Annotated in this window: 24 protein-coding genes; 20 read left to right on the forward strand and 4 right to left on the reverse strand. The window is 69.7% G+C overall.

All coding sequences use genetic code 11. The features are described from left to right. Positions 1 to 270: 270 nt before the first annotated feature. The 12 genes from cobO to AC1RAA_RS03355 all read left to right on the forward strand — a co-directional run bounded on the left by cobO (position 271) and on the right by AC1RAA_RS03355 (position 12,679). Complete coding sequence (gene cobO / locus AC1RAA_RS03300; protein WP_095947760.1) at positions 271 to 840, forward strand: cob(I)yrinic acid a,c-diamide adenosyltransferase; 570 nt, start codon at positions 271 to 273, stop codon at positions 838 to 840. A gap of 5 nt (positions 841 to 845) precedes the next feature. Beyond that, entirely contained in the window at positions 846 to 1,544 is a 699-nt protein-coding gene (gene bluB, locus AC1RAA_RS03305) for a 5,6-dimethylbenzimidazole synthase (RefSeq protein WP_492726457.1), read from the forward strand. After that, positions 1,544 to 2,017 carry a MotA/TolQ/ExbB proton channel family protein gene (locus tag AC1RAA_RS03310; protein WP_159271949.1) on the forward strand — a complete coding sequence of 158 codons (474 nt, stop codon included), beginning with the start codon at positions 1,544 to 1,546 and terminating at the stop codon, positions 2,015 to 2,017. The genes bluB and AC1RAA_RS03310 overlap by 1 nt, the downstream gene beginning before the upstream one ends. After that, complete coding sequence (locus AC1RAA_RS03315; RefSeq protein ID WP_062479884.1) at positions 2,014 to 2,367, forward strand: DUF2149 domain-containing protein; 354 nt, start codon at positions 2,014 to 2,016, stop codon at positions 2,365 to 2,367. The genes AC1RAA_RS03310 and AC1RAA_RS03315 overlap by 4 nt, the downstream gene beginning before the upstream one ends. Next, entirely contained in the window at positions 2,364 to 6,353 is a 3,990-nt protein-coding gene (gene cobN / locus AC1RAA_RS03320) for a cobaltochelatase subunit CobN (protein ID WP_492726461.1), read from the forward strand. Before AC1RAA_RS03315 ends, cobN begins: the two co-directional genes overlap by 4 nt. Positions 6,354 to 6,371: 18 nt before the next feature. Next, entirely contained in the window at positions 6,372 to 7,352 is a 981-nt protein-coding gene (gene cbiB / locus AC1RAA_RS03325; protein WP_492726463.1) for an adenosylcobinamide-phosphate synthase CbiB, read from the forward strand. After that, positions 7,349 to 8,365, forward strand: a complete 1,017-nt coding sequence (locus AC1RAA_RS03330) for an aminotransferase class I/II-fold pyridoxal phosphate-dependent enzyme (protein ID WP_492726465.1) — start codon at positions 7,349 to 7,351, stop codon at positions 8,363 to 8,365. Before cbiB ends, AC1RAA_RS03330 begins: the two co-directional genes overlap by 4 nt. A 54-nt stretch (positions 8,366 to 8,419) precedes the next feature. Next, positions 8,420 to 8,773 (forward strand): CidA/LrgA family protein, encoded by a 354-nt coding sequence (locus tag AC1RAA_RS03335; protein ID WP_056581435.1) that lies wholly within the window; start codon positions 8,420 to 8,422, stop codon positions 8,771 to 8,773. Next, the gene (locus tag AC1RAA_RS03340; protein ID WP_099796765.1) at positions 8,770 to 9,498 is read left to right on the forward strand and encodes an LrgB family protein; all 729 of its coding nucleotides are present in this window, start codon (positions 8,770 to 8,772) and stop codon (positions 9,496 to 9,498) included. Before AC1RAA_RS03335 ends, AC1RAA_RS03340 begins: the two co-directional genes overlap by 4 nt. A 33-nt stretch (positions 9,499 to 9,531) precedes the next feature. Next, the gene (locus AC1RAA_RS03345; RefSeq protein ID WP_492726468.1) at positions 9,532 to 10,005 is read left to right on the forward strand and encodes an OsmC family protein; all 474 of its coding nucleotides are present in this window, start codon (positions 9,532 to 9,534) and stop codon (positions 10,003 to 10,005) included. Positions 10,006 to 10,107: 102 nt separating this feature from the next. After that, positions 10,108 to 11,964 carry a hypothetical protein gene (locus tag AC1RAA_RS03350; RefSeq protein ID WP_492726470.1) on the forward strand — a complete coding sequence of 619 codons (1,857 nt, stop codon included), beginning with the start codon at positions 10,108 to 10,110 and terminating at the stop codon, positions 11,962 to 11,964. Positions 11,965 to 12,052: 88 nt separating this feature from the next. Beyond that, positions 12,053 to 12,679 (forward strand): FMN-binding negative transcriptional regulator, encoded by a 627-nt coding sequence (locus tag AC1RAA_RS03355; RefSeq protein ID WP_492726472.1) that lies wholly within the window; start codon positions 12,053 to 12,055, stop codon positions 12,677 to 12,679. 20 nt (positions 12,680 to 12,699) lie between these two features. Here AC1RAA_RS03355 and AC1RAA_RS03360 read toward each other — a convergent pair whose 3' ends face one another. Then, positions 12,700 to 13,614: a LysR family transcriptional regulator gene (locus AC1RAA_RS03360; RefSeq protein WP_159271942.1), complete on the reverse strand. Its 915-nt coding sequence runs from the start codon at positions 13,612 to 13,614 to the stop codon at positions 12,700 to 12,702. Between the two features lie 181 nt (positions 13,615 to 13,795). Between AC1RAA_RS03360 and AC1RAA_RS03365 the strand changes: the two genes are divergently transcribed. The 4 genes from AC1RAA_RS03365 to AC1RAA_RS03380 all read left to right on the forward strand — a co-directional run bounded on the left by AC1RAA_RS03365 (position 13,796) and on the right by AC1RAA_RS03380 (position 20,888). Continuing rightward, positions 13,796 to 14,677: an alpha/beta hydrolase fold domain-containing protein gene (locus tag AC1RAA_RS03365; protein ID WP_492726475.1), complete on the forward strand. Its 882-nt coding sequence runs from the start codon at positions 13,796 to 13,798 to the stop codon at positions 14,675 to 14,677. A gap of 155 nt (positions 14,678 to 14,832) precedes the next feature. Continuing rightward, the gene (locus AC1RAA_RS03370; RefSeq protein ID WP_492726477.1) at positions 14,833 to 16,086 is read left to right on the forward strand and encodes an efflux RND transporter periplasmic adaptor subunit; all 1,254 of its coding nucleotides are present in this window, start codon (positions 14,833 to 14,835) and stop codon (positions 16,084 to 16,086) included. A gap of 40 nt (positions 16,087 to 16,126) precedes the next feature. Continuing rightward, a complete protein-coding gene (locus AC1RAA_RS03375) occupies positions 16,127 to 19,399 on the forward strand; it encodes an efflux RND transporter permease subunit (RefSeq protein ID WP_492726479.1) in 3,273 nt (1,090 codons plus the stop codon). 25 nt (positions 19,400 to 19,424) lie between these two features. Continuing rightward, complete coding sequence (locus tag AC1RAA_RS03380) at positions 19,425 to 20,888, forward strand: efflux transporter outer membrane subunit (RefSeq protein ID WP_159271940.1); 1,464 nt, start codon at positions 19,425 to 19,427, stop codon at positions 20,886 to 20,888. A gap of 16 nt (positions 20,889 to 20,904) precedes the next feature. Here the strand turns inward: AC1RAA_RS03380 and AC1RAA_RS03385 are convergent, their stop codons facing one another. Continuing rightward, positions 20,905 to 21,144, reverse strand: a complete 240-nt coding sequence (locus tag AC1RAA_RS03385) for a hypothetical protein (protein WP_139703779.1) — start codon at positions 21,142 to 21,144, stop codon at positions 20,905 to 20,907. A gap of 93 nt (positions 21,145 to 21,237) precedes the next feature. Here AC1RAA_RS03385 and AC1RAA_RS03390 point away from each other — a divergent pair, with 93 nt between their 5' ends. The 4 genes from AC1RAA_RS03390 to AC1RAA_RS03405 are packed head-to-tail and all read left to right on the forward strand — an operon-like array spanning position 21,238 to position 25,101. After that, complete coding sequence (locus tag AC1RAA_RS03390; protein WP_492726481.1) at positions 21,238 to 22,704, forward strand: cobyric acid synthase; 1,467 nt, start codon at positions 21,238 to 21,240, stop codon at positions 22,702 to 22,704. Further along, positions 22,701 to 23,744 (forward strand): nicotinate-nucleotide--dimethylbenzimidazole phosphoribosyltransferase, encoded by a 1,044-nt coding sequence (gene cobT, locus AC1RAA_RS03395; RefSeq protein ID WP_492726483.1) that lies wholly within the window; start codon positions 22,701 to 22,703, stop codon positions 23,742 to 23,744. The genes AC1RAA_RS03390 and cobT overlap by 4 nt, the downstream gene beginning before the upstream one ends. Next, positions 23,741 to 24,535: an adenosylcobinamide-GDP ribazoletransferase gene (locus AC1RAA_RS03400; RefSeq protein ID WP_492726485.1), complete on the forward strand. Its 795-nt coding sequence runs from the start codon at positions 23,741 to 23,743 to the stop codon at positions 24,533 to 24,535. Before cobT ends, AC1RAA_RS03400 begins: the two co-directional genes overlap by 4 nt. Continuing rightward, positions 24,532 to 25,101: a histidine phosphatase family protein gene (locus AC1RAA_RS03405; protein ID WP_492726487.1), complete on the forward strand. Its 570-nt coding sequence runs from the start codon at positions 24,532 to 24,534 to the stop codon at positions 25,099 to 25,101. The genes AC1RAA_RS03400 and AC1RAA_RS03405 overlap by 4 nt, the downstream gene beginning before the upstream one ends. Before the next feature lie 10 nt (positions 25,102 to 25,111). Here AC1RAA_RS03405 and AC1RAA_RS03410 read toward each other — a convergent pair whose 3' ends face one another. Next, positions 25,112 to 25,969 (reverse strand): Ivy family c-type lysozyme inhibitor, encoded by an 858-nt coding sequence (locus AC1RAA_RS03410; protein WP_492726489.1) that lies wholly within the window; start codon positions 25,967 to 25,969, stop codon positions 25,112 to 25,114. 21 nt (positions 25,970 to 25,990) lie between these two features. Continuing rightward, positions 25,991 to 26,638 (reverse strand): endonuclease III, encoded by a 648-nt coding sequence (gene nth / locus AC1RAA_RS03415; RefSeq protein ID WP_492726490.1) that lies wholly within the window; start codon positions 26,636 to 26,638, stop codon positions 25,991 to 25,993. Positions 26,639 to 26,647: the final 9 nt, after the last annotated feature.

Genomic DNA, 26,647 nt, shown 5'->3' on the forward strand with positions numbered 1-26,647 from the left:
TTGCTCCGCGAATGTCCTCCGCCCTTCGGGCTTCCGCCGCTCCCCCTTGGTTTCGCTGCGCAAGGCACCCCATCGACGTGAGCGACCAGCGCGCTCGTTGATCCGCCCGCACCACGACAGCGCCCATCGTGCGCAGGACACTGGGTGCTTCCCGCAGCGAAATCAAGGAGGAGGGCGAAGCCCGGGGGACATTCGCGGAGGGAAGTACCCGGTGACCTGTGCACACGCCCTGAACGACAGCGCCAAGAACACAAGCAAACGGAAAACCTCATGCAAATAGAAACCCCTCCCAGCGAAAAGCCCTACGAAAAGCCCGAAGGCGAACGCCGCGGCATCGTCATCGTCAACACCGGCGACGGCAAGGGCAAGAGCACGGCCGCCTTCGGCCTCGCGCTGCGCGCACACGGCCGTGGCAAGGCCGTGAAGATCTACCAGTTCATGAAGGTGCCTTCGGCGCGCTTCGGCGAGCACCGCATGTTCGAGCAGATCGGCATTCCCATCGAAGGCCTCGGTGACGGGTTCAGCTGGAAAAGCCAGGATCTCGAACGCTCGGGCCAGCTGGCGCGCGACGGCTGGGAAAAGGCCAAGGCTGCGATCCTGTCGGGCGACTTCTTCCTCGTGGTGCTCGACGAAATCACCTACCCGCTGATCTACGGCTGGCTGCCGCTCGATGGCGTGCTCGAAACGCTGCGCGCTCGCCCCAAGCACGTGCACGTCGCGCTCACCGGCCGCCGCTGCCCGCCCGAGATCATCGAGCTGGCCGACACCGTCACCGAGATGCAGATGGTCAAGCACGCGTTCAAGGCCGGCATTCCGGCGCAGCGCGGCATCGAAGACTGAACCCGATGACGGCGCATGCGTTCGCGGCCGACGAGGCGAAGGCGGTGTACCGCGCCATCCACGAGCGGCGCGACATGCGCCACTTTGCGGGCGGCGAGGTGGCGCCCGAGGTGCTGCGCCGCCTGCTCGACGCCGCGCACCATGCGCCCAGCGTCGGCTTCATGCAGCCGTGGCGCTTCATCCGCGTGCGCGGCGAAGGGCTGCGCCGGCAGTTGCATGAGGTGGTCGAGCGCGAACGTGTGCTCACCGCCCGCGCGCTCGGCCAGCGTGAAGACGAGTTCATGCGCCTCAAGGTGCAGGGCGTGCTCGACGCGGCCGAGCTGCTGGTGGTGACGCTCGCTGACGGCCGCGAGCCGCATGTGTTCGGTCGTCGCACCCTGCCGCAGATGGACCTGGCCTCGGCCTCCTGCGCGATCCAGAACCTCTGGCTCGCAGCGCGCGCCGAAGGGCTGGGCATGGGCTGGGTGTCGTTGTTCGACCCCGCCGAGCTGGGCGTGCGGCTCGGCCTGCCCGAGGGCGCCGAGCCGATCGCCTTGCTGTGCCTGGGCCCGGTGCATGCGTTCTACGAAGAGCCGATGCTGCAGCGCGAACGCTGGGCCAAGCGCGCACCGCTTGCGTCGCTGGTGTTCGACGAGAGCTGGGGCCGGCCGTCGGACCTGTTCGATCCTTCTTCCACTTCATCTTCTTGCGTGGAGCCCACCTGATGCTGGCCTTCGACACCGTTCTCTTCGAGCTCGCGCGCCTGTTCCTCTGGCCTGTGACGCTCGGCGTGCTGCTGTCCTTCGTCTATGCGGTGTACTGCCTCGGCGCCTTCGGCATCGAGTGGTGGCAGCGCCGCCGCGACCCGTCGCGTGCGCTGGTGTTGCAGCCTCACGCGCAGGCCAGCCAGGAGCAGATGGAGCTGGTCGTGCTCAAGCAGCTCGAAGGCGTGCGCCTGTGCAGCCGCGTGGCGCCGATGCTGGGGCTGATCGCCACCATGATCCCCATGGGTCCGGCGCTCGTGGCCGTGGCCTCGGGCGAATCGCAGGGCGTGGCGCAGAGCCTGGCGCCCGCGTTCGCGGCCGTGATCGTGGCGCTGGCTTCGGCCTCGATCACCTTCGTGGTCTACACGGTGCGCCGCCGCTGGCTCATGCGCGAGCTGGTGATGTTGCTCGACGCGCGGGACCGGCTGTCATGAGCCGGCGCCAGTTCTCGATCCTGAGCAGCCTGGACAGCGACGACGACGACCCGGTGCTCTCGACCATCAACCTGATCGACGTCTTCATGGTCGTCATCGGCATGCTGATGATCGCGGTCATCAACAACCCGGTGAACCCGTTCTCGCAGGACAAGGTGACGGTCATCCGCCACGAGGGCCAGCCCGACATGGAGATCATCACGCGCGAAGGCCGGAAGGTCACGCGCTTCAAGGCCAGCGGCGCAACGGGGCAGGGCGACGGCGAAAAGGCCGGCACCGCCTGGCGCCTGAAGGACGGCACGATGATCTACGTGCCGGCGGACGCGGTGCCGGCGTCGGGCGGGAAGTGACGCGGCTTTTTGTCCTCTGGCTTGGGCTCCTGTGCTTGATGGCGCAGCCTGCGGTGGCGGCCGGGTCGCGTGTCGTGGTGTTGAGCACGGCGCTGGTGTCGCCTGCGCGTGTGGTGCGGCTGCAGACGGCGGCGCGTGAAGCTGGCGTGCCGCTGCAGGTGGTGTCGGCTGCGCAGGACGCACCCGAGGCACTGGCCGCCGCGCTCGATGGCGCGCGCCTGTTGGTCATCGATGCGCCGCACCTCAGCGTCGCGCAGTCGGCGGCGGCGCGCTTCGGTGATGTCATCGCGCGAACCTCCGTTCCCTATGTGCAGATCGGTGAATTCGCACTCGTGGCAAAAGGCCAGAAGCCGCCCGAGGTGCCGCCGCTCGCGGCCGAGCGCGGCGTCGATGCGGCCTGGGCGCAGCGCCTGCGCGCCTACTGGCGCTTTCCGGGCGAGGCGAACCTGAAAGCCTCGATGCAGGCGATGGCACGCGTCGGCGACACGGCCGGGCTGCCCGACCCCGTGCCGTTGCCACTCGCGGGCTTCTATCACCCCGACTGGCCGCGCGTCGAAAGCAGCATCGCGGCCGTCGAGGCATTGCCGGGCGGTCAAGGCACTGTCGCCATCGCCGTCAACAGCGCCACGCTCACCAGCGACGACAACGGCTGGCTCGACGGCCTGATCGGCACGCTCGCGCAGCGCGGCCTGCGCGCCTACGCCTTCTATGGCCCGCGCCAGCAGAAGGACCTGTTCTTTCGCATGACGCACACGGAGGAGGGCAACCATCGTCTGGCCGACCTCCTCATCAACGCCGCGCTGGTGTTCAGCCCGAACGAGCGCAAGGCCGAACTCGAACGCATCGGCGTGCCTGTGCTGCAGACGCTGCCCTCGCTCGCCATGGACGCGGCGCAATGGGCGCGCAGCAAGGACGGCCTGGCGCAGACCGACATCGCGGCCTACTACAGCCCGAGCGAACTCGCAGGCATGACCGACCCGATGCTCGTCACCGCGCGCGATGCCGCCACCGGCAGCCTGCAGCCACTGCCCACGCAGATCGACGCCGTGGCCGACAAGGCCGCCGCGCTGCTGCGCCTGCGGCGCACGCCCGCCGCCGAGCGCCGCGTGGCGATGCTGGTTTACAACTACCCGCCGGGCGAGGCGAACTTCGGCGCGTCGTTCCTCAACGTGCCGCGCAGCGTCGACCGGATGCTGTCCGCGATGCAGGCGGCCGGCTATCGCACCGAGGCGCCGGGCGCAGACAAAGTCATCGCGCAGGTGCAGGCCACGATGAAGGCCTACTACCCGACGGCGCAAGGCGGCGACGCGCTGCAGCCGCTGCTCGATCAAGGCCTGGCCGACACGCTGCCGCTGTCGCAGTACCTCGCGTGGTTCCGCGCGCTGCCTGTCGAAACGCAACGCCGCATCGAGGCCTACTGGGGCCCGCCCGAGGCCTCGACGATGCTGCGGCCCGTGGCCGGCGCACCGGCCTTCGTGGTGCCGCGCGCGCAGTTCGGCCAGGTGGTCGTGCTGCGCCAGCCGCCGCGCTTCGAGCCCGGCACGCAGGTGGCCGACAAGGCGCAGCAGGTCTACCACCGCGCGGCCGTGCCGCTGAGCCACGGCTACCTCGCGACCTACCTCTGGCTGCGCAGCCGCTTCGGTGCCGATGCGCTCGTGCACGTGGGCACGCACGGCACGGTCGAGTGGTCGGCGGGCAAGGAGCGCGGGCTCTCGGTGCAGGACGATCCGCTGCTCGCGCTGGGCGACGTGCCCAACGTCTACCCGTACATCATGGACAACCTCGGCGAGGCGACCACCGCCAAGCGCCGCGGCCGCGCGACCATGGTGAGCCACTCGACACCGATGTTCGCGCCCGCGGGCTTCCGCCCCGGCGTGCGGGACATGCACGAGCGCCTGCACGACTGGGAAACGCTGTCGCCCGGCGCGGTGAAGACCGCACTGGAACGGCGCCTCACCACCGACTTCGTCGCCCAGCACTACGACCGCGACCTGCAATGGACGCCCGCGCGCATCCGCGCCGATTTCGCCGGCTTCATCGCCGTGCTGCACCCCTACCTCGACGAGCTGGCGCAGACCGCGCAGCCGCTGGGCCTGGCCACCTTCGGCGAGGCGCCCGATGCGCAGCGGCGGCGCCAGACGATCCTGCAGATCCTCGGCAAGCCCGTGGCGCAGGCGATGGGCGAAGACCTCGACGAGATGTTCCTCACGGATGCGCAGGGCATTGCAGCATCGAAACCTGCGCGCTGGCTGGAGGCCGTGCTGGCGGGCAACGACACGGCCGACGCAGAACCTCTGCGCACCCTGGCCGCACGGGCCCGCGCGCTCGACGCGGTGCTGGCCCACAACGAAGAAATCGAAGGCCTGCTCACCGCACTCGACGGCCGCTACCTGAAGTCGCGCTACGGCGGCGACCCGGTGCGCGACCCCGACAGCCTGCCGACCGGGCGCAACCTCTACGGCTTCGACCCCAGCCGCGTGCCCACGCGCGCCGCCTGGGACACCGGCGTCGCCGCGATGGACGACTGGATCGCCGCGCACGCCCGCACCCACGGCGGCCGTGCGCCGCAGAAGATCGCCTTCACGCTCTGGGCCGGCGAGGCCTCGCGCCACCAGGGCGTGACCGAGAGCCAGGCCTTCCACGCGCTGGGCGTGAAGCCGCGCTGGGACGAAGCCGGGCGCATGGTCGGCATCGAGATCGTGCCGGCCGCGGTGCTGAAGCGGCCGCGCATGGACGTGCTGATCAGCGTCACCGGCTCGTACCGCGACCAGTTCCCGCACGTGATGCGCTGGCTCGACGAGGCCGTGCAGCAGGTGGCCGCGCTCGACGAGCCCGGCAACGCCGTCGCGCAGCACAGCGAGGCGATGGCGCGCACGCTGCGCGCCGGGGGCGCGACGGCGGCCGAGGCGCGGCGCTGGTCGACCGCGCGCGTGTTCTCGAACGAGCAGGGCAGCTACGGCGCCGGGCTCGAGGAAGCGGTGCTCGCCACCGAACTCTGGAAGGGCCAGCAGCGCGGCGGCGGCGATGCGCAGATGGCCGGGCTCTACATGGACCGCATGGGCCACGCCTACGGGCGCGGCCTTGACGGCGCGGCGCGCCCGGGCGCCTTCGCGGGCAACCTCGCGCAGGTCGATGCGGCGCTGATGACGCGCACCTCCAACCTCTACGGCGTGCTGACCAACGACGATCCGTTCCAGTACCTGGGCGGCATCGCGCTGGCCGTGCGCCATCTCACGGGCAAGGACCCGGCGCTGTACGTGCAGAACCTGCGCGACGGGTCGGCGGTGCGTACCGACACCGCCGCCGGCGCCATCGCCCGCGAGATGCAGACGCGCTACCTGCACCCGCAATGGATCGAGGCGCAGAAGGCCGAGGGCTACAGCGGCGCGCTGCAGGTGCTCAAGACCGCGCAGTTCCTCTGGGGCTGGCAGGCGACTGCGCCTGCGGCCGTGCGTGCAGACCACTGGCAGTCGCTGCACGAGGTCTATGTGCGCGACACCTACAAGCTCGGCACGCGGCAGTGGCTGGAGCGCGAGAACCGTGCCGCCTTCGCGCAGACGCTGGAGCGCATGCTCGATGCCGTGCGGCTGAACTACTGGAAGCCCGATGCCGCGACGCGGCGCGAACTGGCGCAGGCCTACACGGAGGCGGTGCGCGCCACGGGGCTGCGGGAGCGCAACGAGGCGGTGCAGCGGTTTGCGCAGGCTGCGTTCGCTCCGCCGCCTGTCACTGCCCCTGCACCGGTCGTCGCCGCACCCGCCGTCGCGCCCGTCGCAGCGACCCAGCCCACACCCGAATCGCCCGCCGCAGAGGACCTCACGCAACCGGTGGCCGGCCTCCAGCTGAAGCCCGTCACCGACACCCCATCGCCCCCGCCGCCGTCCGCCGTGCTGCCGCGCCTGCTCGCCGCTTTCGGGGCTGCCTTGCTGCTGGCCATCGGCGCGCTGGTGCAATGGCGGCGCGGCCGAGCCGTGCCTGCCGCCTGATTCACGAGAATGCCTGCCATGCCCGCGCTCGATCCCTTCGCCGTCTTCGCCCTCGCGCTGGTCGCCGCCCTGTGGCTGGCGCTGGCCATCGACCGCTGGCTGGGCGAGCCGCCCGCCGCGCTGCATCCGGTCGTGTGGATGGGGCGCTACCTGGACTGGATCGGCAGCCGCCTCGCACCGCGCGCTGCCGATGCGAAGCCGCGTAACTTGCCGGGCTTCGCGATGGGCGCGCTCGGCTGGTGCGTGGGCGCGATGGCCGCGTTCGCCGTCGCGTCGGCGGTACAGAGCCTGGCGATGCAATGGCTGCCGGTCTGGGCCATGGCCGTGGTGCTCGGGCTCGCGTTCAAACCGCTCTTTGCATGGCGCATGCTGCGCGACGAGGTGCAGGCGGTCGAAGCCGCGCTGGGCGAATCGCTCGACGCGGGCCGCGCACGGCTCGCGCGCCTCGTGAGCCGCGATGTCTCGGTGCTGAGCGAGCGCGAGGTGCGCGAAAGCGCCATCGAGTCGCTGGCCGAGAACCTCAACGACTCGCTGGTGGCGCCTGTGTTCTGGTTCGTGCTGTTCGGCCTGCCGGGCGCGGCGCTCTACCGCTTCGCCAACACCGCCGATGCCATGTGGGGCTACCGCGGCGAACGCGGCGGGCGCGACTGGACCTGGTTCGGCAAGTGGGCCGCGCGCGCCGACGACGTGCTTTCGTGGCTGCCCGCGCGCCTGACCGTGCTGCTGCTGGCCCTCGCGGCCGGCCGCTGGCCGCGCGGCGTAGCCCGCGAGGCGCGCCGCACGCCGTCGCCCAACAGCGGCTGGCCAATGGGGGCGATGGCGCTGCTGCTGGGTGTGCGGCTTGCGAAGCCGGGTGTGTATGCGCTGAACGGGGAAGGGCGCGCCGCCACGTCGGCCGACACCGCGCGCACCGCGCAGCTCGGCGAACGGGCGGCTTGGGGGCTGGCGGTGATCGCCTCGCTGGCGATGCTGTCGCCGTTGCTGGCGAGGTGGGCATGACGAATCCAACCATGGTGCACGGCGGCCCCGACGAGACCGGTGCCGCGCCGCACGACTTCTCGACCAACGGCAACGCGGTGGGTTCTTGTCCTGCGGCACTGGCCGCGCTGCGCGAGGCCGACGCGGCGCACTATCCCGATCCGCGCTACACCGCGCTGCGTTCCGCGCTTGCCGATTTCCACGGCGTGTCGGTGGAGCGCATCGCGATCGCCGCGAGCGCGAGCGAATTCATCCACCGCATCAGCGCCGCTGTGGCGCAAGTAGGCGGCGGAGAGGTCTGGCTGCCCGCGCACAGCTACGGCGACTACGAACGTTCGGCCTTGGCTTGGGGCCTCGGCGTGCGGCGCGCATCCGAAAAGGCCGACGGCGCCGTGCTGCGCTGGTGCTGCGAACCGTCCAGCCCGTTCGGCCAGCCGCAGCCCGACATCGCGCAGCATGCCGCGAGCGATGCCGTCTGCGTGCTCGACATGGCCTACGAACCGCTGCGACTCGAAGGCCAGCCCTCGCACGACGCTGCACAGCGCGACCGCCTCTGGCAGCTGTGGACCCCGAACAAGGCTATGGGCCTCACGGGCATCCGCGCCGCCTACGCCATCGCACCCGCGAACAGCGACGTTGCAGGTCCGCTGCTGGAACGATTCGAACGTCTTGCGCCGTCGTGGCCGCTGGGCACACACGGCGTGGCGCTGCTCACGACCTGGACCAGCGACGAAGCGCAAGGCTGGCTGGCGCGCAGCCTCGACATCCTGCGCGACTGGAAGGCGCGGCAGCGCGCCGTGTGCGAATCGCTGGGCTGGCAGGTGCTGTCCGGCGACGCCAACTTCTTCGGTGCGCAGCCCGACGTGCCATACCCGCCCCGCGCCGCCGCGCTGCGCGCCGAGGGCATCAAGCTGCGCGACTGCGCCTCCTTCGGCCTGCCGGGGCACCTGCGCCTGGGCGTGTTGCCGCCGGCCAGCCAGCAGGCATTGAAGGCCGCGTGGGCGAGGGCCAGCGCCGCACGACACAGCGGCTGAACGCACCTCGCACCACAATAGGGCCGTCTCAAGAAAAGGAAAACGAACAGGCCCATGCTCTACGCCATCACCACGCTCTTCCTGTGCCAGCTTGCCGGCGAACTGCTCGTGCAGTGGCTGTCGCTGCCGATTCCCGGTCCGCTGATCGGCATGCTGCTGCTGTTCGTCGGCCTGTTGGTGCGCGGCGGCGTGCCGCAGGAGCTGACCGACACCTCGGGCCACCTGTTGCGCAACCTGATGCTGCTGTTCATCCCGGCGGTGACCGGCGTCATGCTGCATTTCGAGCGCGTGGGGCGTGAGTGGCTGCCGTTCCTCGCGGCCGGCGTCGTGGGCGGCGCCTTCACCATGGCGGTGACCGCGCTCACGCTGCGCTGGATGATCCGCATCACGGGCAAGGACGCCGAATGAACGCGCCCGCCAAGCTCTCCGAGATCTGGGTCTTCCTGGCCCAGTCGCCGTTGCTGTGGCTGTCGCTCACGCTGCTGGCCTACCTGGGCGCGCTGTGGCTGCATGCGCGCAGCGGGCGCAACCCGATGGTCAACCCGGTGCTGGTGTCGGTGATCGTCATCGTGGGCGTGCTGCTGCTCACGCGCACGCCTTACGACACCTACTTCGAGGGCGCCAAGTTCGTCCACTTTCTGATCGGCCCGGCCACCGTGGCGCTGGCCGTGCCGCTGTACAGCCAGGTCGGTCGCCTGCGGCGCCTGTGGCTGCCGATCGGCGTGGCGCTGCTGGTGGGCTCGGTGGCCGCCATCGTGTCGGCCATCGGCATCGGCTGGGTGCTCGGCGGTTCGCACGAACTCCTGATGTCGCTCGCGCCCAAGTCGGCCACCATGCCGATCGCGATGGGCGTGGCCGAGAAGATCGGCGGCCTGCCGTCGCTGGCCGCCGTGGCCGCGGCCATCGCCGGCATCTCGGGCGCGATCATGGCCACGGGCCTGCTGAACCTGCTGCGCATCAAGGAACCCGCGGTGCGCGGCTTTGCCGTCGGCATGGCGGCGCACGGCATCGGCACGGCGCGCGCCATCCAAGTGAACGAGACCGCGGGCGCGTTCTCGGCGCTGGCGATGGGGCTCAACGGCATCGCGACCGCGCTGCTGGTGCCGCTGATCGTGAAGCTGATGAGCGTCTGACATCCATCATCCATCCATCGAGGAGCACGACCCATGTCCGAGTACACCGCCGAGATCGTCTGGGAGCGGGGCGACCAGGACTTCCTGGCCAACACCTACAGCCGCCACCACGTGCTGCGCTTCGACGGCGGCGCGCAGGTGCCGGGCTCCTCGTCGCCGCACGTGGTGCCGCTGCCGTTCTCCGACGCGTCGGCGGTCGACCCGGAAGAGATGTTCGTGGCCTCGCTGTCCAGCTGCCACATGCTGTGGTTCCTCACCATGGCAGTGAAGCGCAAGTTCGTGGTCGACCGCTATGTCGATGCGGCCACGGGGGTGATGGAGAAGAACGCCGACGGCAAGCTGGCGATGACCGTCGTCACGCTGCGCCCGCAGGTGAGTTTTTCGGGTGCGAACCTGCCGACGCGCGAGCAGATCGAACACATGCACCATCGGGCGCATGAGGAGTGCTTCATTGCGAATTCGGTGAAGACCGAGGTGAGGTGTGAGCCGGTCTACGAGAGCTCCTGAAGCGATCATCAGGCGAAGCAAATTGTTACGATGCGATTCCTGAATTGACCGGTGTGGTGCTTCGCCATCGCATCCTGAGTCGCATCCCGAGGGAGATCAAGAATGCTTCGTGTGCTCGTGCTGTTGGTGACCGTGTGCCTGCTGAGTGGCTGCGACAAGATGACGGCCGCCTTTACCCCAGCCCCGGAGCGGATCAACAAGGCGTTCCCGGCCTCCGAAGAGGTTCTGCTCGGGATGAGCAAGCTGATCACTTCGGTGGCAGAAGACGACAAGGAAGCGCGCGCACTGAAAGAACAGTACGAGCGTCTGCTGCAGGTCCGGGCGCTGACATGCACCGCCGCATCAGGAATCGGACGCTTCGACACACCGCCAGACATCCGGAAGAAGGTGGCCGACGGGAGTTGTTTTCGCGACCAGGACGCGCAGTTGGCCGAATGGATCGGGTTGCGCCGTGTCTCCGCGTTGTTGAGCAAGCCGCCTCTGTACCCGCGCGTTGAGCTGCGTGGCAGGCAGGCTCTGCCTGCGGAAAAGAGTCGTGGCGCAGGCACCATCGGCATCGTGACATCGGCGGAATCCAATGTCGCGGTCCTGAAGTCCGGCAGTGGAACCTTCCATGCCGTCCGGCTTCCCGATGGAAAGCCCCTGCAGACGTTCACCGCGGCGAACAACGCTCGCCCGGGTTTCTCGCTGTCGCCCAATGGGCGCCTGTTTGCAGCGCCGTCCGATACCGGCTCGGGATTGAGACTGATCGACGTCGAGACCGGTACCGCGCTGTGGACGACCGACAAGTACCTCGGCCTCGTGACGTGGCTTCCGACCCTGAATGCGCTGGTGCTCCTTCAGAGTTCGCAAGGCCAGCAAGCCGTGATCGTCGATGCGCTGAACGGCAAGGAAACGGGCTACCCGTTGACCGAGAAGCGTCCGACATGGGCGCTGGCGCTGCCAGGCAACGAGAGCCGACATCTCATCGGTGGCAGCAGCAGCGCCGCGATCATGGCGCATGCCCGGGAGTCCGACGGCACGTTGTCCGCGACGCAGGTCGGTTTCTGGCGGCTTGCCAAGTCGGTGCCGTCCTCGTCTTCTCCGTTTCTGATGGAGAACGGCAAGAAGGCGTTCTACCTCGACGCGAGAAATCTGGCCTGGATCGATCTTGCGACGGGCGAACAAGGCTTCTGGGAGACATCGGCCCTGCACATCCAGCACGGGTACGCGAAGCTCAACGAGAGCGCGGTGTTCCTTTCGAGTTCCATGCCGGGGTCCTATACCGGGCAGGGCAAGGTGATCGACGTGCAGCAGGGCACGGTCGCGCCCGTTCCGAACTACCAGCAGGGCGACGGGGTGCTGCTGCCGCTGACACCGCGCAGCGGCTACATGCGATACGGCTCGGTCACGATCGTCGGCGGGGACGACATCGAATCGGGACCCCCTGAAGATCTGCAGAAGGCGATTGCTGCGGCGCAATTGGAGAAGCAGCTGGCGAAGCTCGTCACGCCCCCTTCGGGCCCAGGCGCGATGCCTGGGGGAAGCTTCGCTCCCGCGCCCCCGCCGTTGTTGAACCATGTCCCGCAAGACGCGCAGGTGGCGGTGGTCGGGGTCTACGAGTCGAAGGGGAGGGGGCGTGGTGCCGACGCCGGCCGTGGCCTGAACGTCGTGCGCGTCAACGTGCAGCCCGCGTCGACCCCCCTCGTTCTCGTGCTGTCGAGCTACGAACCGGTGCGCTGGGTCGTGCAGAACAGCGGAAGAAAGATTTCCGCCATCCTGCTGTCGGGGTATCACGAGTCGGAAGCGCTCGGCACGGTGGGAGTCCCCATCTTGAAGATCGGCTCCACCTATGCGTACAAGATGGACAGCGCGGAGTACGAAAAACTGAAAAGGGATGTGGGGCGCTACGTTGCAAATCCTGTGCGGTCTTTCCAGGGCAGCTATGCGGGACAGGATTTTTCCGTGTCCGGTTTTTGAGGGCTTTGCACCGGTCGTATCCGCGACTGCTGCGGGCCGGCCCGGGCGCAATACTCGACGCGCATCGATCCCCCGAAAGGCCTTCCCCGTGCATATCCAGCCCCTCTTCGCCATCGAGGCGCGCGACGAGCTTCACCGGCTCATGCGCGCCTACCCGCTGGCCACGCTCTTCACGGTTGCGGGCGGGGCGGTCGATGCCAACTTGCTGCCGCTGGAGGTGATCGATCGCGGCACGCACGGTGTGCTGGCAGGCCACGTGGCCCGCAGCCATGCGCTGTGGACCAGCGAGGCGCGAGGCGGCTGCGACGTCACCGTCGTGTTCCAGAGCCCGAACGCGTTCATCTCCCCGCGCTGGTACGTCAACGGCCAGCGCAGCGGGCGATTGGCGCCGAGCTGGAACTACATCGCGGTGCAGGCGACGGGCCGCTTGCGGTTCATCGAAGACGCCGCCTGGCTGCGCACGCATCTCGAAGCGCTGACGCGGTCGCAGGAAGCGGGGCGCTACGAGCCCTGGTCGCTGGCCGATGCATCGCCCGAGTTCGTCGACGACGCGTTGCAGCGGCTGGTCGGGTTCGAGATCGACATCCTCGCGCTAAGCGGCAAGCGCCTTCTCTCGCAGCAGCGCACCGAGGCCGACCGGCGCAGCCTGGTCGAGCACCTGGGGCGGGAAGAATCGCCCTCGGCGCGTGCGCTGGCAGCGCTGATCCAGCCCTGAAAAGACGGGAAAGGCGCCCCTCAGCGCCGCTGCAACCGCGGATTCTTCGCAAACAGCTCCGCCGCCCAGTCCACAAACGCCCGCACCTTCGCGCTCAGGTGCCGGTTCGGCGGATACACGACATGAATCGGCAGCGGGTCGCGCTGCCAGTCGGCCAGCACTTCGACGAGTTCGCCGCTTTCCAGCAGCGGCTCGGCGGTGAAGGTGATGCACTGCGACAGGCCGAAGCCCGCGAGCACGGCCGTCATGTGCGCGTTGCTCTCGTTGACCGACACGCGGTAGGGGCCGTTGAGCTCGATGTACTCGTCGCCCTTCTTGAACTCGTGCGGGTACACGCGCCGGGTGGTGCCCGAGAAGTAGCTCACGACGTGGTGGCGCTTCTCGATGTCGTTCGGATGCTGCGGCGCACCATAGCGCTTGATGTAGGCCGGCGAGGCCACGGTGACGAAGTGCAGGGTGCCGATGCGGCGTGCCACCAGCGACTGGTCGCTGAGTTCGCCCGCACGGATCACGCAGTCGACGTTGTCGCTGATCAGGTCGACGGTGCGGTCGCTCACGCCCAGATCGACCTGGATGTCGGGGTAGCGGTCGCAGAAGCTGGCCAGGTTGGGCAGGATGATCTGCTGCGCCACCGAGGTGCCCACGTCGATGCGCAGCCGCCCCGTGGGGTTGGCCTGCGCATTCGTCATGCTGGCTTCCATGTCGTCGAAGTCGTTCAGCAGCCGCGCGGCGCGCTCGAAGTAGGCGGCGCCGTCGGGCGTGACGGTGACGCGCCGCGTCGTGCGATTGAGCAGCTTCACGCGCAGGCGCGATTCCAGCGCCTGGATCTGCTTGGTGACGGTGCCCTTGGGCAGGGCCAGAGAGTCGGCGGCACGGGTGAAGGTGCCGGCTTCGACCACGCGGACAAAGATCCGCATTGCCTGGATTTGATCCATCGAATGCCTGTTCAGGGAGACCGGCGTATGCCGGAAGGAGGCGGATTCTCACACAAGGAATGCGCCCCTACGGTATGCCCGATTGTTCTCCGTTTGGAAACAGAGTAGGGCTGTGTTTCCTGTTTCAACGCGCTTGTAGCGCCTTATATTTCAACCATCGCCCATCCCCCTGAGGTCGCCCATGTCACCCCGTCCATCGTCCCGGTCCGCTGAAGCTGCTGCGCTTGCCGCGACGCAAGGCGTGGAGTCCGATCTGTCGATCGAGCTGCCCGGCCGCGAGCCCGTGGCTGCCCGTGTCTACGGTCAGCGTCCACGGGGCGAGACCGTGCCGCTGGTGCTGCACTTCCATGGCGGCACCTTCATCTGCGGCAACCTCGACAACGGCCGCAACGTGGCCCGGCTGCTGGCCGGCGCGGGTGCGGTGGTGGTCTCGCTCGACTACCCGCTGGCCCCGGCGGCCCCGTTCCCGGAACCGGTCGAGGTGGGCTATGCGGCGCTCGAATGGCTCTACAAGCAGCGCGTGAAGCTCGGCGGCAAGGGCGCCCAGGTGTACCTGGCCGGCGAAGAGGCCGGCGGCAACCTGGCGGCCAGCGTGGCCCTGGTGGCCCGCGACCGCGCCCATCCGCCGCTGGCAGGCCAGATCCTGCTGTCGCCCATGCTCGACCCGTGCGCCGGCACCGCCTCGCTGCGCAATGCGACCAACGACGCCGCCGAGTGCCGCTGGGCCACGGGCTGGGCCAAGTACCTGAGCTGTCCCTCGAACGCCACGCACCCCTATGCGGTGCCGAGCGGATCGCTGCGGCTGGCCGCCCTGGCACCGGCGCTGGTGCTGGTGGGGCCCGACGACGCGATGCGCGACGAGGCCATGACCTTCGCGGGCCGTCTGCGCTCGGCCGGCATCGAGGTCACGAGCAGCGTGCTGACCGGGGCCGACAACTGGCCCAAGGCGCTGTACGACACCGAGGCCGTGGGATGCGCATCCTGCGAAGCCAGCGTGCAGCAGCACTTCCGCGAGTTCTTCAGCGCCACCACACCGCCCCCGGCGGTCCCTGAGCCCAGCTAGGCCCGCGAGGGTCCGCTCCGCCCCCTGAACCAAGCCGCCGCCTCCACCGAGGCGGGTGGCAGGGCTTTCTGTTCTCCGAATTCCGCCTCCTGACGCCGCCGGCGCCGGGATGGCCTGTTGCATCCCGAAAAAGTCATCGAGAAGGACGAACCATCATGTCGAACAAGAACGAACAATCGCTGTCTTCCGCTGCTCGCAAGAGCCTGTGGCCCGCCGTCACCGGCCTCACCGCGGTGCTGGCCGTGGCCGCCGCGGTGGTGGGCATGTACAGCTTCAAGGCCGAGGCGACCGCCCCGGTCGCCGCGCAACAGGGCACGCCGGTGTCGGTCGCCACCGTGGCGTCGAGCGAGATCAACGCCTGGGACGAGTTCTCGGGCCGGCTCGAAGCCGTGCAACGCGTCGACGTGCGCTCCCGCGTGGCAGGCGCCGTGCAGGCGGTGCACTTCCGCGAAGGCGCGCTGGTGAAGCAGGGCGACCTGCTCATCACCATCGACCCGGCGCCGTACGCTGCCGAGGTGGAGCGTGCCGAAGCGCAGGTCGCCTCGGCGCAAGCCCGCCAGGCCTTCAGCCGCAGCGAGCAGGAGCGTGCCCGCCGCCTGTGGGACGAGCAGGCCATCGCGCAGCGTGAACTCGACGAGCGCGTGAACGCCGGCCGCGAAGCCGAAGCCAACCTGCGCGCGGCGCAGGCCTCGCTGCAGACCGCACGCCTGAGCCTGGGCTACACCCAGGTGCGCGCACCGGTGTCGGGCCGTATCGGCAAGCTCGAAGTGACCGTGGGCAACCTGGTGGCCGCCGGCCCCGGCGCGCCCGTGCTGACCACGCTGGTGTCGGTGAGCCCGATCTACGCGAGCTTCGATGCCGACGAGCAGGTCATCACCCGCGCGCTGAAGGACCTGCCGGCCAACGCCGGCGCCCGCGGCCAGATCGACACGATCCCCGTGCAGATGGGCACCGCTGGTCTCGAAGGCACGCCCTTCACCGGCAAGCTGCAGCTGATCGACAACCAGGTCGACGCCCGCAGCGGCACCGTGCGTGTGCGCGCCTCGTTCGACAACAAGGACGGCGCGCTCATTCCCGGCCAGTTCGCCCGCATCCGCATGGGTCAGGCCCGCAACGACACCGCGCTGCTGGTGAGCGAGCGTGCCATCGGCACCGACCAGAACAAGAAGTTCGTGATGGTCGTGGGTGACGACAACAAGGCCATGTACCGCGAGGTGACGCTGGGCGCGCCCATCAACGGCCTGCGCGTGGTGAGCAAGGGCCTGAAGGCCGGCGATCGCGTGGTGGTGAACGGCCTGCAGCACATCCGCCCCGGTGCGCTGGTGGTGCCGCAAACCGTGACGATGGACGCCAAGCTCGATACGAAGCAACAACAACCGGAACGCGTGGCCGAGGCCGCGAAGTCCTGATTTCGGAGGAGGGCGCCCTGGCGCCCGCCGGAGAACCAACATGAATCTCTCAAAATTCTTCATCGACAGGCCGATCTTTGCCGGCGTGCTGTCGCTACTGATGCTGATCGCGGGCCTGATTGCGCTGCGCGGCCTGCCGATCTCGGAGTACCCCGAAGTCGCGCCGCCTTCGGTGGTGGTGCGCGCAACCTACCCGGGCGCCAACCCCAAGGTGATCGCCGAAACGGTGGCCACGCCGCTCGAAGAGCAGATCAACGGCGTCGAAGGCATGCTCTACATGGGCAGCCAGGCGACGACCGATGGCGTGATGACGCTGACCGTCACCTTCCGCCTCGGCACCGATCCCGACAAGGCCCAGCAGCTGGTGCAGAACCGCGTCTCGCAAGCCGAGCCGCGCCTGCCCGAAGAAGTGCGGCGCCTCGGTATCACGACCGTCAAGAGCGCACCCGACCTGACGATGGTGGTTCACCTCGTCTCGCCGAACAACCGCTACGACATCAACTACCTGCGCAACTACGCGGTGCTGAACGTGAAGGACCCGCTGGCGCGCATCGAAGGCGTGGGCCAGGTGCAGATCTTCGGCGGCGGCGACTACTCCATGCGCGTCTGGCTCGACCCGCAGAAGGTCGCGCAGCGCGGCCTCTCGGCTTCCGACGTGGTGGCCGCCATCCGTGGCCAGAATGTGCAGGCCGCGGCCGGCGTGGTCGGCGCATCGCCGGGCCTGTCGGGCGTGGACATGCAGCTGTCGATCAATGCGCAAGGGCGCCTGCAGAGCGAGGAAGAGTTCGGCGACATCATCGTCAAGAGCGGCACCGACGGCGCCGTCACGCGTCTTCGCGACATCGGCCGCCTCGAAATGGGCGCCGCCGACTACTCGCTGCGTTCGCTGCTGAACAACGACCCGGCCGTCGGCATGGGCGTGTTCCAGGCACCGGGCTCCAATGCGCTCGACATCTCGTCCAACGTTCGCAAGACGATGGAAGAGCTGAACAAGAACATGCCGGAAGGCCTGGAATACCGCATCGCCTACGACCCGACGCAGTTCGTGCGTGCGTCGATCGAATCGGTGATCCACACGCTGCTCGAAGCCATCGCGCTGGTGGTGCTGGTGGTGATCCTGTTCCTGCAAACGTGGCGCGCGTCGATCATTCCGCTGCTGGCTGTGCCGGTGTCGGTGATCGGTACCTTCGCGGTGCTGCACGTCCTCGGTTTCTCGATCAACGCGCTGAGCCTGTTCGGGCTGGTGCTGGCGATCGGCATCGTGGTGGACGACGCCATCGTTGTGGTGGAGAACGTCGAGCGCAACATCGAGGCGGGGCTCACGCCGCGTGAGGCCACGTACCGCGCCATGCGCGAAGTGTCGGGCCCCATCATCGCGATCGCACTGGTGCTGGTGGCCGTGTTCGTGCCGCTGGCTTTCATCAGCGGTCTCACGGGCCAGTTCTACAAGCAGTTCGCGGTGACCATCGCGATCTCGACGGTGATCTCGGCCATCAACTCGCTGACGCTGTCGCCGGCCCTCGCGGCACTACTGCTGCGCGGCCACGATCAACCGAAGGACGCCCTGACGCGCGGCATGGACAAGGCCTTCGGCTGGCTGTTCCGTGGCTTCAACAAGTTCTTCCATCGCGGCTCCGAGGCCTACAGCGGCGGCGTCAAGCGCGTGATCTCGCGCAAGACGCTGATGCTGGTGATCTACCTGGCGCTGGTCGGCGTGACCTTCGGCCTCTTCAAGGCGGTGCCCAGCGGCTTCGTGCCGGCGCAGGACAAGCAGTACCTCATCGGTTTTGCCCAGCTGCCCGACGGCGCCACGCTCGACCGCACGGAAGAGGTGATCACCCGCATGGGCGAGATCATGAAGAAGAACCCGAACGTGGAAGACGCCATTGCCTTCCCGGGCCTGTCGATCAACGGCTTCACCAACAGCTCGAACTCGGGCATCGTGTTCGCCACGCTCAAGCCCTTCGACCAGCGCAAGCGCGCCGACCAGAGCGGCGGTGCGGTGGCGGGCCAGCTCAACGGTGCGTTCTCGAGCATCCAGGACGCGTTCATCGTGATGTTCCCGCCGCCACCGGTGGCAGGCCTGGGCACGACCGGCGGCTTCAAGCTGCAGATCGAAGACCGCGCCTCGGTCGGCTACGACCAGATGGACGTCGCGGTGAAGGCCTTCATGGCCAAGGCGTATGCGGCGCCTGAGCTGACGGGCATGTTCACGAGCTGGCAGGTCAACGTGCCGCAGCTGTATGCCGACATCGACCGCACCAAGGCGCGTCAGCTCGGCGTGCCGGTGACGGACATCTTCGACACGATGCAGATCTACCTCGGTAGCCTGTACGCCAACGACTTCAACAAGTTCGGCCGCACGTACTCCGTGCGCGTCCAGGCCGATGCGCCGTACCGCGCCCGTGCCGAAGACGTGGGCATGCTGAAGGTGCGCTCGACCTCGGGCGAAATGGTGCCGCTGGCCGCGCTGATGAAGGTCAACTCGACCTTCGGCCCGGAACGCGCCATGCGCTACAACGGCTACCTGGCCGCTGACATCAACGGCGGCCCGGCCCCCGGCTATTCGTCGGGCCAGGCGCAGGACGTGATCACCAAGATCGCGGCCGAGACGCTGCCCAAGGGCGTGAGCTTCGAGTGGACCGAGCTGACCTACCAGGAAATCCTGGCCGGCAACTCCGCCTTCCTGGTGTTCCCGTTGGCGATCCTGCTGGTGTTCCTGGTGCTGGCCGCGCAGTACGAAAGCCTGACGCTGCCGATCGCGATCATCCTGATCGTGCCGATGGGCATCATGGCCGCGATGGCGGGCGTGTGGATCTCGGGAGGCGACAACAACGTCTTCACGCAGATCGGGTTGATTGTGCTGGTGGGGCTGAGTGCGAAGAACGCGATCCTGATCGTGGAGTTCGCACGGGAGCTGGAGTTCGCCGGACGCACGCCCATCCAGGCCGCGATCGAAGCCAGCCGCCTGCGTCTGCGCCCCATCTTGATGACCTCGCTGGCCTTCGTGATGGGTGTGCTGCCCCTCGTGCTCTCGACCGGCGCCGGCTCCGAGATGCGCAAGGCGATGGGCGTGGCGGTGTTCGCCGGAATGATCGGCGTGACGGCCTTCGGCCTGTTCCTGACGCCGGTGTTCTATGTGCTGATGCGCCGCCTGGCGGGCAACCGGCCGCTCAAGCTGCATGGCGAAGTGCCGCACGGCGACGACTTCGTGTCGGCCGACCATCCGGTGGCCCCGTCGCACGGTGGTGGCGGTGGCGGTCTGCAGCCGGTGCCGGCCTCGCCGCGTCCCTCGCATGGCGCGCATGACTGATCGACAAGAAGAAAGAAGGTTGTCCATGACATTCGCAATCCCAACCCTGATGCGCCCCTTGCGCGCCGCCGTGCTGCCGCTGGTGGCGGCCCTGGTGCTGGCCGGTTGCGCCAGCGTGCCTTCGGGCATGCCCACGGTGCCGACCGCGGCCCAGTTCAAGGAACAGCCGGGTGCCACGGCGCCGGCCGGCTTCACCCGGGCCACGCCCGCCGAGGCGCAACCGCGCGGCGAGTGGTGGCTGGCGTTCAACGACCCGGTGCTCAACACGCTGATCCAGCGCGCCGAGGTCGACAACACCAACATCCAGGCCGCCGCCGCGCGGCTGGCCGAGGCCCGCGCGCTGGCGCGCAGCGCCCAGGCCGACCGCCTGCCGCAGATCGGCCTGGGCGCCGGCGCCAACCGCGGTGCGGGCCTGGACAAGGCCACGGCCAGCACCCGGCCGGGCACCATGACCAACATCGGCGCCACGTTCTCGTACGAGGTCGACCTGTTCGGCCGCCTCTCGGGCGCGGCCGATGCGGCCAAGCTCGACGCGGCCGGCCGCGAGGCGCTGCTGCAGAGCACCCGGCTCGCCGTGCAGGCTGAGGTGGCGCAGACCTACCTGCAGCTGCGCGCGCTCGACGCCGAGCGCGTGCTGGTGCGCGAATCGGTCGCGGCCTACCGCGACACGCTGCGCCTCACGCAGCGCCGCCAGCAGGCCGGCGACATCGCCGAGCTCGACGTGGCGCGCGTGCAGACCGAGGTGTCGTCCACCGAATCGGACGCGCTCGCGCTCGACCGCCAGCGCGCCCAGGTGGAACATGCGCTGGCCGTGCTGGTGGGCGATTCGGCCTCCAGCTTCGGCATGCGGCCCGACGACTGGGCCACCGCGCTGCCGGTGATCCCGCCGGGCGTGCCGTCCACCGTGCTCACGCGCCGGCCCGACGTGTCGGCCGCGCAGAGCGCCGTCATGGCGGCGCAGGCCCGCGTGGGCGTGGCGCAGACCGCGTGGTTCCCGAACATCTCGCTGACCGGCGCGGCCGGCTATGCCTCGCCCGAGATCGGCGACCTCTTCAAGTGGTCGGCCCGTTCGTGGGGCGTGGGCGCGCTGCTGTCGCTGCCGATCTTCGATGGTGGCCGCCGCGAAGCCGGCGTGCAGGGCGCCAACGCCCAGCTCGACGGTGCACTGGCCAGCTACCGCTCGCAGGTGCTGGTGGCGTTCCAGGAGGTTGAAGACCAGCTGGCGGCCATCCGCATCCTGCAGGAGCAGTCGGTGGTGCAGGCGCAGGCCGTGACCTCGGCCCAGCGCGCCACCAGCCTGTCGGACACGCGCTACCGCAACGGCTACGTGAGCCAGCTCGACCTGCTCGACGCGCGCCGCAGCGAGCTGCGCAACCGGCGCCAGGCGCTGCAGGTGAAGTCGGCCCAGTACCAGGCGACCGTGGGGCTGATCCGCGCCATCGGCGGCGGCTGGGAAGTGCCGGCCACGGAGAAGGTGGCGACCCGCTGATCGGGTCGATCCGGGCTCAGGCGCGGTCGCCAGGGCCCGGGTGCGTCGCCGTGGCGGCGGCCTGTTTCAGCGCCACCGCCCCCAGCGCGAGCGCGCTCGAATAGCTGGATTGCGGGCGCGCAGCCACCCGCAGCGGCCGGTAGCCGAGCGTGTCGGAGGTGCTGCCGGTGTCGTGGACGGCTTCGAGCAGGAGCCAGTAGAACCGGCCCGGCTCGCGTTCCTCGACCGTCAGCGCCAGATCGTTGAGGGCGGACATGGCGTTGCGGATGCGGCCCGCAGCGGGCCGCATCCCTTGGTACGTCCGATTCGGCTTTCCGGATTCGGTTCAGCGCTCAACGACAATCCCCGGATGAGTTCTAGAGCGACAAGCGGGCCGGCGCGCTGCGTCATGGTCCTGGGCACCACCAGCGGCGCCGGCAAGAGCTGGCTGGCCACCGCGCTGTGCCGGTGGTATGCCCGCCAAGGGATGCGGGTGGCGCCGTTCAAGGCGCAGAACATGAGCAACAACGCCCGCGTGGTCGAGGGCGGCGAGATCGGCAGCGCCCAGTACTTCCAGGCCCTGGCCGCCCACGCCGTGCCCGACGTGCGCATGAACCCGCTGCTGCTCAAGCCCGAGCGCGACACCCACAGCCAGGTGGTGCTGATGGGGCAGGTGAGCGAGGCGCTGTCGACCCTGCCGTGGCGCGGGCGCAGCGAACGCGTCTGGCCGCAGATCGCGCAGGCCTTCGACGAACTGCGCGCCGAGAACGACGTGGTCGTCATCGAAGGCGCCGGTTCGCCGGCCGAGATCAACCTCATGGCCAGCGACATCGTCAACCTGCGCGTCGCCCGCCACGCCAATGCCCGCTGCCTGCTGGCGACCGACATCGACCGCGGCGGCGCCTTCGCCCACCTGTACGGCACCTGGGCGCTGCTGCCCGAGGCCGACCGGGCGCTCATCCATGGGTTCGTGCTCAACAAGTTCCGGGGCGACGCGTCGCTGCTGGCGCCCGCGCCGCAGCAGCTGCAAGAGCTGACCGGCGTGCCCACCGTGGCCACGCTGCCGATGTGGTGGCAGCACGGCCTGCCCGAGGAGGACGGCGTGTTCGACGACCGCAGCCGCGCCAGCGGCGTGGTCACGCGCACCGTGGCGGTGGTGGCCTACCCGCGCCTGAGCAACCTCGACGAGTTCCAGGCACTGAAGAACGTGCCCGGCGTGCGCCTGGTCTGGGCCCGCACGCCGGCCGATGTGGCCGGCGCCGACTGGATCGTGCTGCCGGGCTCCAAGCACACGAGCGGCGACCTGGCCTGGCTGCGCGCGCAGGGGCTGGACCGCGCGGTGGCCGAGCACGCCGGGCGCGGCGGCGCCGTGCTGGGCGTGTGCGGCGGGCTGCAGATGCTGGGCGAGGCGCTGGTCGATCCGCACGGCATCGACGGCAACGCGCCCGGGCTCGGCCTGCTGCCGCTGGTGACCGTGTTCGAGCGCGAGAAGACGGTGCGGCACCGCGAGGCGACCTTCTCGGCAGACCTCGTGGCCGGCCCCTGGGCCGCGCTGGCGGGCGTGCGCATCGCCGGCTACGAAATCCACCACGGCCAGACGGCCGCCCATCCGCAACTGGCCCACGACGGCCGCGCCGTGATGCCCGAGGGCCTGGCCTGGCAGAACGCGCGCGGCAACGTGCTGGGCCTGTACCTGCATGGCCTGTTCGAAGACCCGGCCGCGCTGCAGGCGCTGTTCGGCACCACGGCGCCCACGCTGGACGCCACCTTCGACGGCCTGGCCGACTTCATCGACACCCACTTCGACGCCGGCGTGCTCGCCGGCCTGATCGCATGACCGACACCGATTTGATTCCCGCCATTCCAGACATCGCCGACGCCGCGCTCGCGGCGCGCCTGCAGGCCGCGCTCGACAACAAGACCAAGCCCGTCGGCGCGCTGGGCCGCCTCGAAGCGCTTGCGCTGCGCATCGGCACCATCCTGGGCACCGAGCAGCCCGTGCTCGACGCACCGCAGATGCTGGTGTGCGCGGGCGACCACGGGCTGGCGGCGCGCGGCGTGTCGGCCTATCCGAGCGACGTGACCTGGCAGATGGTCGAGAACTTCCTGGCCGGCGGCGCGGCCGTCAGCGTGCTGGCGCGCCAGCACGGCCTGGCGCTCACCGTGGTCGATTGCGGCGTGCGGCGCGACTTCCAGCCGCGCCCCGGCCTGGTGTCGCGGCGCATCGCCGCCGGCACGGCCGACGCTTCGGCCGGCCCCGCCATGACGCCCGAACAGTGCGCCCAGGCCATCGCCAACGGCCGCGAGGTGGTGCGCGCGCTGCCGGGCAACGCGCTGCTGCTGGGCGAAATGGGCATCGGCAACAGTTCGTCCGCCGCGCTGCTGCTGTCGCGCCTGGCCGGGCTGGACATCGGCCTGTGCACCGGCGCCGGCACCGGGCTCGATGCGGAAGGCCTCGCACGCAAGCGCGAGGTGCTGCGCGAGGTGCTCGCCTTGCACGCGGGCGCGACCGCGCCGCTCGAGGCGCTGGCCGCGTTCGGCGGCTTCGAGGTGGCGACGCTGGTCGGCGCCGTGCTGCAGGCGGCGCAGGAGCGGCGCGTGATCGTGGTCGACGGCTTCATCGCCAGCGCCGCCGTGCTGGTCGCCCAGGCGATTCGCCCGCAGGTGACGCAGCGCTGCGTGGCGGCGCACAGCTCGGCCGAGCCGGGGCACACGCTGCTGCTGAAGCACCTCGGGCTCGAACCGCTGCTGAACCTTGAGCTGCGTCTGGGCGAAGGCTCGGGCGGCGCGCTGGCATGGCCGCTGCTCGAATCGGCCTGCCGCATCCTGCGCGAGATGGCGAGCTTCGAATCGGCGGGCGTGTCGCGCCAGCAATGAACGGCGTGCGCCACTTCCTGCTGGCGGTCCAGTTCTTCACCCGCGTGCCGGTGACGGGAAAACTCGCCGCCTGGGTCGGCTTCAGCCCGCAGATGCTGCGCGCGGCTGCGGCGCACCTGCCGGCCATCGGTTGGATTGCGGGCGGGGTGGCGGCGGCCGTGTTCGTGGCCGTGGGTGCCGGCCTGCCGGGCGCCGCCGGGGCCTTTGCGGCGGCCGTGTTGAGCACCGTCGCCACTGTGATGCTCACGGGCGCTTTTCATGAAGACGGCCTGGCCGACGTGGCCGACGGCCTCGGCGGTTCGGCCAGCCGCGAGCGCGCGCTGGAGATCATGAAGGACTCGCGCATCGGCGCCTTCGGCGCGGTCGCGCTGGTGCTGGCGCTGGGCCTGAAGTTCGGCCTGCTGGCCGCGCTGGCCGCGCGCGGGCTGGACGTGGCGGCGGTGTCCATCGTCGGGGCGCATGTGCTGTCGCGGCTGGCGCCGCTGTTCCTGATCCGCTGGCTGCCCTACGTGGGCGACAGCAGCGGCAGCAAGGCCAAGCCGCTGGCTGACGCGATCAGCGGTGGCGCGCTGCTCGTCGCCGTGCTCTGGACCGCACCCGCCGTGGCGCTGCTGCTGTGCGCGCACGACGCGGTGCACGTGGGCGCGGCGCTCGTGGCGCTGGTGCTCGCGGGCGGCTGGATGGCGCGGCTCTTCGTGCGTCGGCTGCAGGGCTTCACGGGCGACGGGCTCGGGGCGACGCAGCAGGTGTGCGAACTGGCGATCTACCTCGCGTTGGCGTGGAAGGCATGAGTACCGCGACGGCTCAGCTCTGGCTCCAGCGCCACGCGCCGGTGATCGCACCGGCGGGCCTGTGCTACGGCGCGACCGACCTCGACGCCCATGCGGACGGCACGCAGGCCGCCGCTGCGCGCATCGCCGCGGTGCTGCCGGTCGGAATCGCGCTGTGGAGTTCGCCGCTGCGGCGTTGCGCCATGCTGGCCGACGCCATCGTCGCACTGCGGCCCGATCTGTCGGTGCGGCGCGATGCGCGGTTGGCCGAGATGAGTTTTGGCGCCTGGGAAGGGCGCCTCTGGTCGGCCGTGGCCCGCGAGGAATTCGAGGCCTGGACGAATCGTTTCGCCGACGCCCCGGCCGGAGGCAACGGCGAGAGCGTGCGCGTCTTCATGCAGCGCGTGGCTTTGGCGCACGCCGACTGGCGTGCGACCGGCGCCGACGCGCTGTGGGTCACGCATGCGGGCGTGCTGCGGGCGGTGCAGTTGCTGTCGCAGGGCGTGTCGTGCCCGGAGCGGGCCGATCAATGGCCCAACGACGCGGCGGCTTTCGGCGAGTGGCGCGTGGTCGTCGCGCCGACCTGAGGGGAACTCGTCAGTTCTTGGCGCGCCACTGCTCGCGCCAGAGACGGTCGAGCTGCCCCGCGAACTGCGGCGACGGGCCACCCAGGAGCTGGTTCTGCCCGTTGCGCTGCACCAGGCCATAGAGCCGGCCCGAGCCCTGGTCGTACAGCGCGATCGCGTTGTGGTCGTAGCAGTCGTGCGGCTTGCAGAAGGCGTGCAGCAGGTAGCGCGTGCCGTCCACCGTCACCCATTGCGGCTCGGGCGCCGGGCCTTCGCGGCGCACCAGCCAGCGTTCAGTTTCCCGCGCGCCCAGCGCGGCGCGCCAGGCCTTGTCCATCGCGGGGCCCCGGGCGAGGGCGGCCGGGCTGCCCGTGGCGGGTGCCGGCGGCTTGGGGGCGGCGGTCGCGGGTTCGGCGGGCGGCGCCGCGGCGCGCGCCGGACCGTCGCAGCGCCAGTAGCGCGGCTTCATCAGCTCCGGCCCCAGCTGGCCGACGACCGGCTTGTCGGCCTTCAGCGTGATCGACTGGCCGCGCGCATCGCGAAAGACCAGGAAATTCATCATCGCGTTGTCGCCCTTGCCCACGCGGCTCATCAGCGCCACATCGAAGTTCGGCGGCGGCGCCTGGTTGCCGAAGAAGCTGTGCGCCGTGTCCGGCTGGCGGCCGACCACGCGGCGCTTGCCGCGTTCGGCGATCAGCATGTCTTCGCGCACCTGCAGCGTCGGCGCCGCTGCGTCGGCGCAGTTGGTGGACCAGCGTCCGCCGTAGAGCGCCATCGTCTCCAGCGGCAGCACGCCGTCGCGCGACCAGGCGGCGCCCGCGCTGCAGAGCCCGGCGAGCAGGAGGAGTGCGGCGGAAGGCGTCTTCTTGAAAATCGTTGTCGTCGTCATGTGCGAGGTGGTGTGTGCCGCTCAGGCGGTCTTGGGGGCCGGTGTCTTGGGCTTGAACGAGCAGAAGGTGGAGACCGCGCATTCCCAGCAGCGCGGCTTGCGCGCCACGCAGACATAGCGCCCGTGCAGGATCAGCCAGTGGTGCGCGTGCAGGCGGAATTCGGGTGGGATGCGCTTTTCGAGCTTGAGTTCCACGTCCAGCGGCGTCTTGCCGGGCGCAAGCCCGGTGCGGTTGCCGATGCGGAAGATGTGCGTGTCGACCGCGATCGTCTCCTCGCCGAAGGCCACGTTGAGCACCACGTTGGCCGTCTTGCGCCCCACGCCTGGCAGCGCCTCGAGCTCGGCGCGCGTGCGCGGCACCTCGCCGCCATGCAGCTCGACCAGCATGCGGCAGGCCTCGATCAGGTGCTTGGCCTTGCTGCGGTACAGCCCGATCGTCTTGATGTACGACTCCAGTCCTTCCACCCCGAGGTCGAGGATCGCCTGCGGCGTGTTCGCCATCGGATACAGCCGCCGCGTCGCCTTGTTCACGCCCACGTCGGTGGCCTGCGCCGACAGCAGCACCGCGGCCAGCAGCTCGAAGGGCGTGGTGTATTCGAGCTCCGTGCGCGGCTCGGGGTTGGCGGCCTGCAGGGTGGCGAAGAAGAGGGGGATGTCGGATTTTTTCATGGGTCGTGG

This window comes from Variovorax sp. GW823-FHT04F07, assembly GCF_058795995.1.

What these genes read in the sequence shown, in the direction of transcription:
- bluB (WP_492726457.1), top strand. Translation starts at nt 846, where the DNA reads ATGACGGCGCATGCGTTCGCGGCCGACGAGGCGAAGGCGGTGTACCGC.
- AC1RAA_RS03310 (WP_159271949.1), top strand. Translation starts at nt 1,544, where the DNA reads ATGCTGGCCTTCGACACCGTTCTCTTCGAGCTCGCGCGCCTGTTCCTC.
- AC1RAA_RS03380 (WP_159271940.1), top strand. Translation starts at nt 19,425, where the DNA reads ATGACATTCGCAATCCCAACCCTGATGCGCCCCTTGCGCGCCGCCGTG.
- AC1RAA_RS03350 (WP_492726470.1), top strand. Translation starts at nt 10,108, where the DNA reads ATGCTTCGTGTGCTCGTGCTGTTGGTGACCGTGTGCCTGCTGAGTGGC.
- AC1RAA_RS03385 (WP_139703779.1), bottom strand. Translation starts at nt 21,144, where the DNA reads ATGTCCGCCCTCAACGATCTGGCGCTGACGGTCGAGGAACGCGAGCCG.
- AC1RAA_RS03390 (WP_492726481.1), top strand. Translation starts at nt 21,238, where the DNA reads ATGAGTTCTAGAGCGACAAGCGGGCCGGCGCGCTGCGTCATGGTCCTG.
- AC1RAA_RS03335 (WP_056581435.1), top strand. Translation starts at nt 8,420, where the DNA reads ATGCTCTACGCCATCACCACGCTCTTCCTGTGCCAGCTTGCCGGCGAA.
- cbiB (WP_492726463.1), top strand. Translation starts at nt 6,372, where the DNA reads ATGCCCGCGCTCGATCCCTTCGCCGTCTTCGCCCTCGCGCTGGTCGCC.
- AC1RAA_RS03375 (WP_492726479.1), top strand. Translation starts at nt 16,127, where the DNA reads ATGAATCTCTCAAAATTCTTCATCGACAGGCCGATCTTTGCCGGCGTG.
- AC1RAA_RS03345 (WP_492726468.1), top strand. Translation starts at nt 9,532, where the DNA reads ATGTCCGAGTACACCGCCGAGATCGTCTGGGAGCGGGGCGACCAGGAC.
- AC1RAA_RS03315 (WP_062479884.1), top strand. Translation starts at nt 2,014, where the DNA reads ATGAGCCGGCGCCAGTTCTCGATCCTGAGCAGCCTGGACAGCGACGAC.
- AC1RAA_RS03360 (WP_159271942.1), bottom strand. Translation starts at nt 13,614, where the DNA reads ATGGATCAAATCCAGGCAATGCGGATCTTTGTCCGCGTGGTCGAAGCC.
- AC1RAA_RS03370 (WP_492726477.1), top strand. Translation starts at nt 14,833, where the DNA reads ATGTCGAACAAGAACGAACAATCGCTGTCTTCCGCTGCTCGCAAGAGC.
- AC1RAA_RS03330 (WP_492726465.1), top strand. Translation starts at nt 7,349, where the DNA reads ATGACGAATCCAACCATGGTGCACGGCGGCCCCGACGAGACCGGTGCC.
- AC1RAA_RS03340 (WP_099796765.1), top strand. Translation starts at nt 8,770, where the DNA reads ATGAACGCGCCCGCCAAGCTCTCCGAGATCTGGGTCTTCCTGGCCCAG.
- cobT (WP_492726483.1), top strand. Translation starts at nt 22,701, where the DNA reads ATGACCGACACCGATTTGATTCCCGCCATTCCAGACATCGCCGACGCC.
- nth (WP_492726490.1), bottom strand. Translation starts at nt 26,638, where the DNA reads ATGAAAAAATCCGACATCCCCCTCTTCTTCGCCACCCTGCAGGCCGCC.
- AC1RAA_RS03365 (WP_492726475.1), top strand. Translation starts at nt 13,796, where the DNA reads ATGTCACCCCGTCCATCGTCCCGGTCCGCTGAAGCTGCTGCGCTTGCC.
- cobO (WP_095947760.1), top strand. Translation starts at nt 271, where the DNA reads ATGCAAATAGAAACCCCTCCCAGCGAAAAGCCCTACGAAAAGCCCGAA.
- AC1RAA_RS03400 (WP_492726485.1), top strand. Translation starts at nt 23,741, where the DNA reads ATGAACGGCGTGCGCCACTTCCTGCTGGCGGTCCAGTTCTTCACCCGC.
- AC1RAA_RS03405 (WP_492726487.1), top strand. Translation starts at nt 24,532, where the DNA reads ATGAGTACCGCGACGGCTCAGCTCTGGCTCCAGCGCCACGCGCCGGTG.
- AC1RAA_RS03410 (WP_492726489.1), bottom strand. Translation starts at nt 25,969, where the DNA reads ATGACGACGACAACGATTTTCAAGAAGACGCCTTCCGCCGCACTCCTC.